We start from the raw sequence: 12656 nt of genomic DNA, 5'->3' as shown, positions 1-12656 counted from the left end.
TGTTCAATGTTCTACGTGCAACGCGATGCGCAAGGTCAGTTAGTGCGCGTGGAAGCCGCCGCCTACGCCGAGGCCACGGAAACACTGCCGGCCGACCACCATGAAATCCAGGCCTGGTATGCCAATGAAGTAGTGGAAACCAGCCTCAAACAGCTCAAGCAGAGCGACCTGGAAATGATCCGGGTACTCGACGACTTGATCCAGGTGTTGACCAGCAAGGGTGTGATCCGCGTCACCGACCTGCCGGCCGCCGCCCAGGCCAAACTCATGGACCGGACCCAGGCCCGTGAGGCGTTGGGCGGGTTGAGTCAATTGATCGATGATAATGAGACGGGGTTGATCTAACGCCCACCGTCTTCGTTGCCTGCGCTGACGCCATCGCGAGCAAGCTCGCTCCCACATTGGTTATGCGTCGTACCGCTATTGTGCGTACAACCAAATCCCCTGTGGGAGCGAGCTTGCTCGCGATGGCGGCATCACCGACGACGCATTACTGCCAAGGCTTCGGCTCACCAAACAATTGCCCCTGAACCCCATACAACCCCATCTCACGAATCACCATCAACTCCCCTTCCGTCTCGACCCGCTCGGCAATCAACGGCAAATCGATGCTGTGCGCCGCCCGCTGAATCGCCTCGATGAACAGGCGCTTGTCGCTCTCGTGATCAATCGCCCGGATGTAACTGCCGTCGATCTTCAGATACGCCAACCCAAGACGCGCCAGGTTGCCGATCATGCTGAAGCGCCCGCCAAAGCGTTGCAGGCTCAGGGAGAACCCGAGTTCGCGCAGACGTCGCGTCAGCTCTTCCAGCATGGCTTGCTCCGGCAACTGCTCCTCACCGATTTCCAGGGTCAATCGCTCCCCGAGATCCGAATGCTGACGCAGGGTCTCGAAGACTTTATTCAATGCCTGCGGATCGGCCAGCGTCGCTGATGACAGGTTCAGCGCCAGCGACTCTTTATGGTCGGCCATCTGCTCAAGTACCAGCTCCAACATCAGCCGATCAAGCCGCGCGGTCCAGCCAAAGCGCTCGAGCCACGGCAGGAAGCGTCCGGCGGGAATGGTCTGGCCCTCATCGTCGATCAAACGCGACAGCACCTTGTAATGCAGCACCAACTGCGTGTCCTGGGCGGCCACCACCGGCTGGAAATACAGCTCGAAACGCTGCTGGTTCAACGCCTTTTCCAATAAGTTGTGCCAGGCATGATGGTCGTCGCCGACGCTGGCTGACGCGCTGTGATCCAGGCAGACCCAGCTCGAATCGCCCTGGCCTTCCGCCTGAGCCAACGCCTGATCGCCCAGCCCGAGCACCGCTTGCGGGGAGTCGCCAAAAACAAACGGCGCCAGCCCGATCGAGGCCACAGAGGCCACGTCGGTGGCGCCCGTCGCGTGCAGACTCGCCAAGGCACTGTCGAGGTTCTGCGCCAGTTGCAGCGCTTCTTCGCGCACCAGCCCCGGCGCCAGCACGGCGAACTCACCGCCGCGAATCCGCGTCACGAGGTTCAGGGTTTCCGGGTATTTTGCGCACTCTCGGGACAACTGCTCGCCAACCGCTTTCAACAACTGGTCAGTGCGTTGACCGCCCAACCGCTGGTTCAACCCGGCCAGGTCCCTGACCCGCAATAGCAGCAAATAACCGGAACTCGCCTGCTCCGGATTGCTCACTCGGGCGTTCAATTGCATTTCGAAATAACGACGGTTGGCCAGCCCCGTCAGGTTGTCCTGATAGGACTCGGCCCGCAGCTTTTCACTGCGCTCGGCCTGTTCCTGGAACAGCGCTTTAAGCTTCTCGACCATCTGGTTCATGGCCTGCACGACTCGCCGCAGTTCCGGTGTGCGCGGCAGTTGCGGCAGGCTGAGGAATTCGCGGCGAGCGATGGCGTGGGATTGCTTGACCATGTAATCCAGCGGCTTCAGTTGCCGGCGCAACAACAGCGCGCCCAGCACCGCGCTCACCGCACCGCAGATCAGCAACCAACCAAGACTGCCCAGTGCGCTTTGCCAGAGTTTGGCCAACGCGAACATCGGATGGCTGACCACCTCGACCCGCGCCGCCTGCTCCCAGCCACGGCTGACGAGGGCATCACCACCGGCCGCTTCCAGCCCGATCATTTTGACGAACCAGTCCGGCACGTTGTTCACCGCTGGAATGCCGCTGCGCTCGACGATGGTCTGATCGGTCTTGAGGTCGACCACGCGGATGCTCGCGTAATAACCGCTGTCGAAGATCGAGCTGACCAGCAACTCGACCATCGCCGGATCGTCGATGTTCGGTGTCAGGGACAGTGCCAATGCCGTCGCAGCGTCCTGGGCGTGAGAGCGCAACTGGTTGACGTATTGGGTGCGCGAGCTTTCCAGGCTGACCACGAAGCTACCGGTGAAGGCGATCACCAGGAACAGACAGATAGCGATCAACAGCTGTTTGAACAAGGACATCTGAGCGCGTGCTCCTAGTTAGTCGTCTCGACCGGGAAACCTTCGGCCTGCATTTTCTTCAACACATCCTGCCAACGAGACAGGCGTTTGGTGTCACCGACTTTCTTGTTGCCCTTGGCGCCCGGCAACCACAACCCTTCGGCATTAAAAGAGTAGACCGGCAGCAAATCGGTTCGTTGGCTGGCCGGCTTGATCGCATCGATCAGGCTGTCGAGTACCAGCGGCATGGCCTCGGGACTTGAGTAGTAGGTCAACACCATGTGCGCCCGATTCAGGCGCAAGGCCTTGACGTAAGTGATGCGCAGCTTGTCACTGGCGACGCCGAGATGACGCAGGCTGAAATACTTGGCGATCGCATAATCTTCGCAATCGCCGGCGCCCTTCCAAAGAGCCTCGATGGGTGTTTCCCAATAGTCGACCTCGTGCCACAGGTCGATGTCTTCCTCGTAACGCATCTGCTTATTGAAGAACTGGTTGACCACTTTAAGCTGTTCGAGCTCGCCAACTTGCTTTTGCGTAACCAATAAATGCTGCCAGGCATCAATGCGTGGCTGCCCTTCGCCCAATGGCCCGTACAATGCCTGCGCGCGACGGCTGATCAGCGAAAAATCCCAATCGGCATGCAGCCCGCCCAGCATAACGCCGGCCAGCAGCAACGCGCAGCACAGCCAGCGCAAAGTCCGAGGGATCGCGAAACGTACCGCCAATGCGAGGCATCCAGGTCAGGCAGGTGGAAATCGGTCGATGGTGCAGGTTAGCCCGGTAAAAGACAATGGCACGGTGAGATCACTGCTAGCGCGCTAAACTTTGTATGGCAGGTGCCATAAAAGACATCGCGGCCACGTCAGGGCGACCTTTTGTCCGTTTGACAACCTGTCAGGCAGTCACTAGTGTCCCATTGGATCCAAATTTATTTCAGTCAAACAGGGTGCGTAGTTGTGACACAGAAGCCCAATCCTCTGAACAGCATCAAGGTCAACGGGCCGATTCCCGCTCACCTGGCACGCTCGGTGATCGAAGAAACCCTGCGTTCGGCCATTCTCGACGGTCGCATTCCCTGCGGCACCGCCCTGCGTCAGCAAGATTTGGCCGATCTTTTCGGTGTCAGCCGCATGCCAGTGCGCGAAGCCTTGCGCCAGCTCGAAGCCCAGGCGTTGCTCAACGTGATCGCTCATAAAGGCGCGGTCGTCGCGCCGCTGGTTCAGGGCGATGCCGTGGAAACCTATGCACTGCGGATCCTGCTGGAATCCGAAGCCCTGCGTCTGTCGATCCCGTTGCTCGATAAGGAGGATTTCGAGCAGGCCGCCCGTCATATCGACGACCTGGAAACGGAAAACAACTACACCGAAATCGGCCGGCTCAATCGGCTTTTCCACATGGCGCTGTACTGCAAGGCGCCGAACCAACGGCTATTGAGGCTGGTGGAAGACGGACTGAACGAAGAGGAGCGCTTCCTGCGCTTCAACCTGGAAGCCATGGGCCTGGGCAAACTGTCCCAGGAAGATCACCGGGCGCTGTTGCTGGCCGTCGAAGACCGGGACGTCGAGCGCGCGGTGAAGTTGCTCGAACAACACCTCAACCGGGGCGTCGAGGTCATCACCCGCTACCTCAACAGCCCTGAAGCGCTGAACAAGAAAACCTCCAAGTAAACCACGCCGGCAAGCCTGAGCGAGCAGATCGAACTGCTCGTTCTCGCTTGCCGCGCTGCGCTACGCCCCTCCCCAAAGCCCTACCCTCGATTTACTCCTCTCAAGACCCACCATGACTCCGAGTCGATGACACGCCGGTGATAGCGGCTGTCGTGATTTACGCTCACTCTTGGGCTGCCAATAAATAATGAACGGGCGACGCACCGCACCTGCGAAGCAGTCCCCGCACCAAGAACCTAAGGAAGGAGTCTTGCCACGGGAAAAGGAAGAACCGGCGTCGCTCCCAGCCAACTTCCACTCCCTCTATCCACTTCAGCGATTCAACTAGAAAGTTGCTTCGAGTGAGGCATTCACTCTTTATTTAAATTCTGACACTTATCAGTCGGAAGGAGCAACTACGCCAAAATAAAACTTAAAACAAAAGTCTTATTGAAACTTCTCGCGCCGAACAAATATGAACTTTCAATTAATTAAAAAACAACTTGCCCGACACTTTATTCGTGTATTAGTTTCTCTCCGCCGCCCTTGAATACAGGCCGCAAGCCGTTACCCGGCAACTTAATTTTAATGCACACACATCAATAAGTTTGAGGCGTTCGCTCGCCAACAGAAAACTTAAACCGACAGTTGCTTATTGATCACAGCCCCCATAACGGCATTCCAGACAACTTATAGGCTCACTCATGAAAACGAATAAAGACCGCCTCAACCAGAAGAAAGCAGAACTTAGTGCGCATCCGATCTTCTCCGAAATCCATTCGCTGTCGGTGCTTCAACGTTTCATGGAAACCCATGTCTTTGCGGTGTGGGATTTCATGTCGCTGACCAAACGTCTGCAACAGGAACTCACCTGCGTGCAACTGCCCTGGTTGCCGCCAAGAGACCCGCAAGCGGCTCGGCTGATCAATGAAATTGTGCTGGGCGAGGAATCCGATGATCGCCCAGCCCAGGGTCACTACAGCCATTTCGAGTTGTACCTGGATGCCATGCGCGAAGTCGGCGCCAGCACGGCGGTGGTCGAACGCTTCGTCGAGCTGCAAAAAGAAGGCGTGAGTTACGACGTGGCACTGCAAAGCGTGGACGTCGATCCGGCGGCAGCGCAGTTCGTGCGCAACACGTTACACACCGCGTTGCATGCGCCGGGGCACAGCGTTGCGGCGGCATTTCTGCATGGTCGCGAGAGCGTCATCCCGCAGATGTTCCAGCGAATTCTCGATGACTGGGGCATCGGCATCGAACAGGCGCCGACCTTCCGTTACTACCTCGAACGGCACATCGAAGTCGACTCCGAAGACCACGGCCCCGCCGCTGAAAAACTCCTCGCCCGGCTGGTCAATGGCGATCAGCAACGCGAGGCAGACGTCTACGCCAGCGCCATCGCCGCCGTGGAAAGCCGCATCGCCCTGTGGGACGGCCTGCGCCTGAGCATGACCGAACCGGTTGCTGAGGTGAACGCATGAACGCCGCCGACTACCAATCATTCGCCGACGCCTGGGAAAGCCGCGCGACCATCCGTACCCGCCCCCGGCGTGTGCTGGAGAACGACGACAAGCTGATCTACCCGTTGAGCCGCCAACCGTTGGTGCTGAGCGAAACCTTCCTGCACGAATGCCCGGAGCAGCGCGACTTTGCGCTGGTGCAGACGCTCTACAAATTCATCAACGACGTGGTGATTTTCGAAACCGAAATCGTCGACAAGACCGCCCGCAGCATCGCCAAGAATCGCTTCGCCGTGGCCTTCCCGTTCGCCTGCCGCTACGACGCCATGACCGTGGTGGTGGACGAGGATTACCACGCACTCGTGGCGATGGATTTCATGCAACAGACCGTCGCCATGACCGGCATCACACCCATCGACCTGCCGGATGAAATCGAACTCAGCCGAGCCATTCCAGCGGCCGTGGCGCTTGCGCCGGAACACTTGCGCAGTGCCGTGGAATTGATCTGTGTGGCCATCGCCGAGAACACCGTGACCGGCGATGTCGCCGCGTTCGCCAAGGACGACACGGTCAAGCAATCGATCAAGGGCCTGATGGCCGACCACTTGCTCGACGAAGGTCGCCACTCCGGGTTCTGGGCGCGGCTGGTGCGCATCTACTGGCACACCGCGAGCGAGGACGACCGCCGCTGCATCGCGCACATCCTGCCGGTGTTCCTCGGCCATTACTTGACCAACGACATCCAGAAGTCGTTCGACTTCCGCCTGATCGAATCCTTGCAGATCACCGATGGCGCACGCCACGCACTGAAGAGCGAAGTGTCGGGGCTGGCCTTCCCGATCAATCGTCATCACCCGCTGGTCGCCAACATCGTGCGGTTTTTCCGCAGCAGTTCGCTGCTCGATTCGCCGTGCGTGCAAGACGCCCTCAGCGATTACCTGGTTTAACGAGGAGCCCATCATGAGACGTCTCGACATTTTGCTCATTGGACACAGCCAGGCCCTGACCGACCTGGCGCTGGAACTTGAACAACACGGTCATTCTCTGGTGCGCCTGACAGCCGTCGACGAGCAGCCGTTGGGTAATGCTGATTTGCTGATCGACGACGCCAGCCTGCCTGTTCAAGACGTCGGCGATGTGCCGCGACTGACGCTGCAACTGGGTATCGGTGTGCCTGGGATGACTGGCCTGCCGCCGCTGGACGTGCTGTGCACCTACGGTTCAACGCTGTTCACTCGCGTGCCGATCACCGATGAACCTTCGGGCAACGGCCAGGTATTGCGTCTGCGGGCAGTGGCAGAATTGGTCGATCACGTGGCGCTGCTGGTCAGCCGTTACTCTCGCGATGCCGACTATTTTCTACTGGCTGAGCCTGTTGCTCCCGCTCGCTTCGAGCACGTGGAAAACTTGCTCTACTTGGAGAACCTCGCGTTTTTCCATCGGCTCAACCTCACGGCGGCACCCGCGCTGCTGGCGCTCAGCCAAATCCCGATGATCGAGCGCCTTGAGCAGCGCTTCCTCCAGTGTGCCGAACGACCCGCACTGAACATTGCCGGCACGTCCCTGAGCTATCGGCATTTGCACGCCCACAGCCGCGCCATCCAGCAGCGTCTGCAGCCGTTGCTCGCGCAGCATCACGGGCCGTTGGTGATCGGGATCTGCCTGCCAAAATGCAGCGCGTTGTACGCGGGGATTCTCGCGATTCTTGGCAGTGGCGCGGTGTACCTGCCGCTGGAGCCGAGCCATCCCCTGCAACGTCAGCAGTACATTCTGGAAAACGCCGGGGCGATGTTGCTGCTGCATGACGGTGAGCATCCGCTTGCGGCGCAAATGCCGGGACTCGACATCAGCCGCATCGACATCGATGACGTGGATCTCGATCAACCCTTGATGCACCAACGACCCGATCCAGATGCGCCGTGCATGGCGCTCTACACCTCGGGCACCACCGGCCATCCCAAAGGCGTGTTGCTTAGCCAGGCCAACCTCGCGCACTTCACCGCGTGGTACGCCGACTATGTGCAGCTGACCGAACAGAGCCGCGTGCTGCAGTTTTCGTCGTTGAGTTTCGACTCGTCGCTGATCGATATCTTCCCGACCCTGCTCCAGGGCGCCGAACTGATCGTGCCCGGCGACGATCAGCGCCGCGATCCGTTGCAACTGGTCGAGCTGATCCGCCATCAGCATCTGAGCCACGCCTTTTTGCCGCCAGCGTTGTTGAGCATCCTGCCGCTGGATCAATTGCAATGCCTCGATCATGTGATGACCGGCGGCGATGTCTGCGAACCTTATGTCATCGAGCAGCTCACCCGTCAGGGCAACCTCTACAACCTCTATGGCCCGACCGAAGCGACGGTGTTGATTACCGCGCGGCAACTGCGCACCGGCGACAGCAACCGCACCCTCGGCGCACCTATAGCCAACAGTCAGGTGCTGATTCTCGATGAGGATTTTCAACCGGTGACCGAGCAAACCGTCGGTGAGTTGTACATCGTCGGGCCGGGCGTGTGCCTGGGCTACCTGAACAACCCGCAGCAGACCGCCGAACGTTATCTGAACCTGAGCCTGCCGAATGGCCAGAGCCTGCGCGCCTATCGCACCGGCGACATGGCGAAGTGGACCCGCGACGGCATTGAGCTGTGCGGGCGACGAGACAATCAGGTGAAGATTCGCGGCTTTCGGGTCGAGCCGGAAGAGATCGAACGCTGCCTGCGTGACAGTCAGTTGTACCGCCAGGTGGCGGTGGTCATCGACAGCCATCGACGGATTCTGGCGTTCCTCGCGCAGCCTCAGGAGGACCAACCCGGCACCGCTCGCGAAGCGCTGAAAGCCCACTCGATGCAGTTTCTGCCGGATTACATGCAGCCCACAGCGTGGACCGAACTGCCGAACATGCCGTTCGCCAGCAACGGCAAGGTCGACCGCAAGGCGCTGCTGGCAATGCCCGTGAATGTCTCCGAAAACACGCTGCGGCGCTTGCCCGCCAGTGCCGATGAGGCGCTGTTATTGGAGATCTGGGCCGAGCTGCTGGAGCTGCCAGCCAGCGATATTTCCACCGACGAAAGCTTCTTCAATCTGGGCGGCCACTCGATCCTGCTGTCGCGCATGCTCTTGCGTTTGCGTGAAGAGTTCGGTCGCAGCATCTCGATCAACCGCTTCATCGAATTGCCGACCATCGCGAAGTTGGCGACCTTGGTGCGCGGCTCCGGCACCGAAGAGGTATTGAGCGAAAAAGCCTTGGCCGATGCCTTCCGCGAACTGGATATCCAGCCGTTGCCAGTCAACCGTATGGGCGATGTGCACAAGGTGATCGTTACCGGCGCCAACAGCTTTGTCGGCGTGCACATCGTCGAAGCGTTGCTCGCCTGGGGCGCCAGCGAAGTCGCCTGCCTGGTGCGTGACGGCGGTGGGCAATCGGCGACCGAGCGCTTTGCCCATGCGTTGCGAGAAAACCGCCTGGACCATCTGGACCTGAGTCGGGTGCGGGTTTATGCGGCGGACATTACGCGTCCGTCATTGGGGCTCGAAGCGGATGTTTATGAGCGACTGGATCGGCAGTTCGGCGCGTTGGTGCATAACGCCGCCAACGTCAATCACGTACTCGATTACGAGTCGCTGGCGCGGGACAACGTCGAGCCGATTTTCGAGTGCCTTCGGTTGTGTGAAGGGCGCAGCAAAAAGATCTTCAACTTCGTCTCGACGCTCTCGGCTTCCAGCACGATTGCCGCCGATGGCCGGGTGCTGGAATTGCCCGCCGCACAAACCCCGCCGATCTACATCAAGAACGGCTACAACCTGTCCAAATGGGTCGGTGAGCGGATCCTCGAACGCGCTCGCGAACGCGGCGTACGGGTCAATCTTTATCGCCCCGGCAACATCAGTTTCAACAGCCTCACCGGCGTCTGCCAGCCGCACAAGAACCGCTTGATGCTGATGCTCAAAGGTTCGATCCAGCTCGGCCAGGTGCCGGAGTTCGCGCTGAATTTCGACCTGATGCCGGTGGACTTTCTCGCCCGCTTCATCGCCTTCCATGCCAGCCGTTATTCAGCCGAAAAAGCGGTGTTCAACCTGCACAACCCCGAGCCTCTGAGCTGGGACAACTACGTCGCGTCATTTCGTGAGGCGGGCCGGGAGTTTTCCATGGTCAGCGTCGCCGACTGGCAGCAGCAACTGGGCCGGGTCGACAGCGACAACGCGTTGTTTGGCGTGCTCGGTTTCTACCTCAACGGCTTCGAGGAAGACATCGGCGACATCTCAATGATCGGCCATGCCAACGCCCAGGCGGGCGTGCGGCAGATGGGTGCGCATTACCCGGAAAAATCCCCGGCGCTGCTTCGTCGCGGCTGCGACTACCTCAAAGAAATCAACTTCATCTGATTCACTCAACCGGAGCAAAACCATGAAAACCCTACAACCCGATACCCTGATCAAAAATCCTCAAGGCTGCCACGTCGTGTCTTCAGTGAAAGTGCCGGCGGATGCCGCGCAGGTCTGGGCGGTGGTCGGCAACTTTGCCGGTTTCGATCAATTCATTCCGGCGCTGTCGCACATCGAGATGACCGGTGAAGGCGTGTCGTCCCTGCGCAAGAAATTCTTCAAGGACGGCAACCTGGTGGTCGAGCAACTCAACTCCCGGGATGACCAGGCGCTGAACATGACCTGGACCACGATTTACAACACCTTGGGCGTGGCCAATTTGTGGGCGGCGATGAGTGTCGAACCGCTGGGCGCGGGCAAATCCCGAGCGACCTGGACCATCATCGCCGAACCCGCACAGGGCGGTGCCGAAGCATTGCCGGGGTTCAAGGATTTCGTGCAGGGCTTTGCCGATGACTCGATGAACAATGTGCTGAAGCTGTTTGCGTAAGGCTTTGGTTCAGCGGTGACTTATCCACCGCTATCGCGAGCAAGCTCGCTCCCACAGGTTGGCCGAGTTCCTTCAAATGGAATGCGGTCAAATGTGGGAGCGAGCTTGCTCGCGATTGAACGATAACGCGGTCCAACAGACCTGAATCAGATTTTGAAGCTGTCGACCAACTGCTTCAACCGGTTCGCCTGCAGGGACAACGCATCGCAATCCTTCAATGTTTCATTGAGGTTGGCCACGCTCTGCTGGTTCAGCAGGTTGATCTGGTTAACGTCGACATTGAGGGTTTCCACGACCGCCGTCTGCTCTTCGGTCGCCGCGGCCACCGACTGGTTCATGCCGTCGATTTCGCCGATGCGCTGGGTCACGCTGACCAGTCGCAGACCGGCCTGGTTCGCCACTTCGACGCTCTGTTCGCTGGAGACCTGACTGGCGTTCATGGTCGTCACCGCTTCGCGAGAACCGATCTGCAGCGAGGTGATCATCTTGTGGATCTCCTCCGCCGATTCCTGAGTACGGTGAGCGAGGTTACGCACCTCGTCCGCCACCACCGCAAAACCACGACCGGCTTCACCGGCACGGGCCGCTTCGATGGCCGCGTTGAGCGCGAGCAAGTTGGTCTGCTGGGAGATGCCTTTGATCACATCCAGAATGTGCCCGATGTTGTCGGTGCTGGCGTTCAGGGTTTCGATCTGCGTGCAGGACAGGCTGATTTTCTGCGACAACTCGGTCATCGCCAGAATGGTTTTCTCCACCACCTGACGACCGTCATCGGCCTGCTCGCTCGCGCCGCTGGCGTGCTGGGAAGCATCGGCGGCGTTGCGGGCGATTTCCTGGGTGGCGGCGCCCAACTGGTTGATCGCCGCGGCCACACTGTTGGTGCGGGCGCTTTGCTCGTCGGAACCGACGATCGAGGCGTTGGAGGAAGCCATCACCCGTTGTGACAGGTCGTGAACCTGGCGGGTTGCCGACGACACTTCGGAAATCGACGCGTGAATTCGTTCCACGAACTGGTTGAACGAACCGCCCAGCTCACCGAACTCGTCCTTGCTTTCCACGGCCAGACGTCGGGTCAGGTCGCCCTCGCCCTGAGCGATGTCCTGCATCGCACGACTCATGGTGGTCAGCGGACGCATCAGCACGTTGATCAGCAGGCTCAGCAGTACTGCTATGGCCGTCACGGCGATGAACATCGCGATCAGCGCAGAAGTGCGGAACTGGCTGAGTGGTGCGTAGGCCTTGTCCTTGTCGATCGACAGACCGATGTACCACTCGGCATTCGGCAAACCACTGACCGGAGTAAACGAAAGGATACGGTCCTGCTTGTTCAGGGTAACTTCCTGATTGCCCTTCTCGATGCGCACGCCGGCGTTCGGGTAGATGTCCTTCAGGTTTTTCATCACATGGTCTTTGTCCGGGCTGACGATCACCTGACCGTCGGCACTGACCAGGAACGCATGGCCGATGCCACCGAAGTCCACCGAGTTGATGATCTTCACCAGCGTTTCCAGGCTCAGGTCACCACCGACCACGCCGAGCAACTCGCCGTTCTTTTTCACCGGCAGGGCGATGGTCACCACCAGGCCACCGACGGCAGCCATGTAAGGCGGGGTCAGCATGGTCTTGTCGGCAGCCACGGCCTGTTTGTACCAGGGACGCTGACGCGGATCGTAACCGTCAGGCATCTTCGCGTCCGGGCGCTGAGTAAACACGCCGTTGGCCTGGCCCACATAGGTGAACTGGAAGTTCGAGGTCAGAGCCGGTTGATTGACCAGCCCCGGGAGGTCGGCATTGGCGCCTTGATGGGCGACGTTTTGCGCGAGGTTTTCCAGCACCAGCACGCGGCCGCTCATCCAGTTCTGCACGCTGCTGGCGGTCAGATCGCCGGCCTGCTGGACGCTCGACTCAAGGTTTTGGCGGATGGTGTTTCGCTGCAGATAGTCGTTGTACAAAGTGAACAACGCAAAAGCCAGCACCACGACGCCGGAGGCGGCCAGAAGGATTTTATGGCTGAATTTGAGATTCATTTCATGGGACTTCTTATGCAAAAAGTGGGGATGCGTTCCGGGTAGCAACATTCCATGTAACAGCGCAGGCAGGGCTCTGGGGCCGCTCTACTTTGGTGCACGCATGTCTCCTCAGGCTGTCGGCACAAATCGGAGAAAACTTAGGCGTTTGTACGAAATGGTCGGCATTCCTGTCGGATACCCGCCGAACGGCGTGCCAGAGCGCCCAGTCAGCCTTTTGTGATGACGGTTGTTCGT

At 59.4% G+C, this 12656-nt stretch carries 9 protein-coding genes; 6 read left to right on the top strand and 3 right to left on the bottom strand.

Translation table 11 applies throughout. The features are described 5' to 3' along the window. Nucleotides 1-6 precede the first annotated feature (6 nt). The gene (locus tag ACA079_RS00665; RefSeq protein ID WP_497702247.1) at nt 7-345 is read left to right on the top strand and encodes a tryptophan synthase subunit beta; all 339 of its coding nucleotides are present in this window, start codon (nt 7-9) and stop codon (nt 343-345) included. Nucleotides 346-490: 145 nt separating this feature from the next. Here the strand turns inward: ACA079_RS00665 and lapD are convergent, their stop codons facing one another. Further along, nucleotides 491-2437, bottom strand: a complete 1947-nt coding sequence (gene lapD, locus ACA079_RS00660) for a cyclic di-GMP receptor LapD (protein ID WP_497702246.1) — start codon at nt 2435-2437, stop codon at nt 491-493. Nucleotides 2438-2451: 14 nt separating this feature from the next. Beyond that, nucleotides 2452-3144 (bottom strand): cysteine protease LapG, encoded by a 693-nt coding sequence (gene lapG / locus ACA079_RS00655; protein WP_033056174.1) that lies wholly within the window; start codon nt 3142-3144, stop codon nt 2452-2454. 231 nt (nt 3145-3375) lie between these two features. On the opposite strand from lapG, the gene ACA079_RS00650 reads away from it, so the two are divergent. The 5 genes from ACA079_RS00650 to ACA079_RS00630 all read left to right on the top strand — a co-directional run bounded on the left by ACA079_RS00650 (nt 3376) and on the right by ACA079_RS00630 (nt 10392). Then, the gene (locus tag ACA079_RS00650) at nt 3376-4086 is read left to right on the top strand and encodes a GntR family transcriptional regulator (protein ID WP_497702245.1); all 711 of its coding nucleotides are present in this window, start codon (nt 3376-3378) and stop codon (nt 4084-4086) included. Nucleotides 4087-4769: 683 nt separating this feature from the next. Then, nucleotides 4770-5546, top strand: a complete 777-nt coding sequence (locus ACA079_RS00645; protein WP_497702244.1) for a DUF3050 domain-containing protein — start codon at nt 4770-4772, stop codon at nt 5544-5546. Next, complete coding sequence (locus ACA079_RS00640) at nt 5543-6472, top strand: diiron oxygenase (protein ID WP_497702243.1); 930 nt, start codon at nt 5543-5545, stop codon at nt 6470-6472. Before ACA079_RS00645 ends, ACA079_RS00640 begins: the two co-directional genes overlap by 4 nt. 13 nt (nt 6473-6485) lie before the next feature. Then, nucleotides 6486-9902, top strand: coding sequence for an amino acid adenylation domain-containing protein (locus tag ACA079_RS00635; protein ID WP_497702242.1), 3417 nt, complete (start codon nt 6486-6488; stop codon nt 9900-9902). A gap of 22 nt (nt 9903-9924) precedes the next feature. Beyond that, nucleotides 9925-10392, top strand: a complete 468-nt coding sequence (locus ACA079_RS00630; protein WP_497702241.1) for an SRPBCC family protein — start codon at nt 9925-9927, stop codon at nt 10390-10392. 146 nt (nt 10393-10538) lie between these two features. On the opposite strand, the gene ACA079_RS00625 is transcribed toward ACA079_RS00630, so the two are convergent. Next, a complete protein-coding gene (locus tag ACA079_RS00625) occupies nt 10539-12419 on the bottom strand; it encodes a methyl-accepting chemotaxis protein (protein WP_497702240.1) in 1881 nt (626 codons plus the stop codon). Nucleotides 12420-12656 lie beyond the last annotated feature (237 nt).

The organism is Pseudomonas sp. LBUM1645 (genome assembly GCF_059716185.1).
Note: the sequence above shows the minus strand (reverse complement) of the source record. Positions and strands in the feature narration are given on the sequence as shown.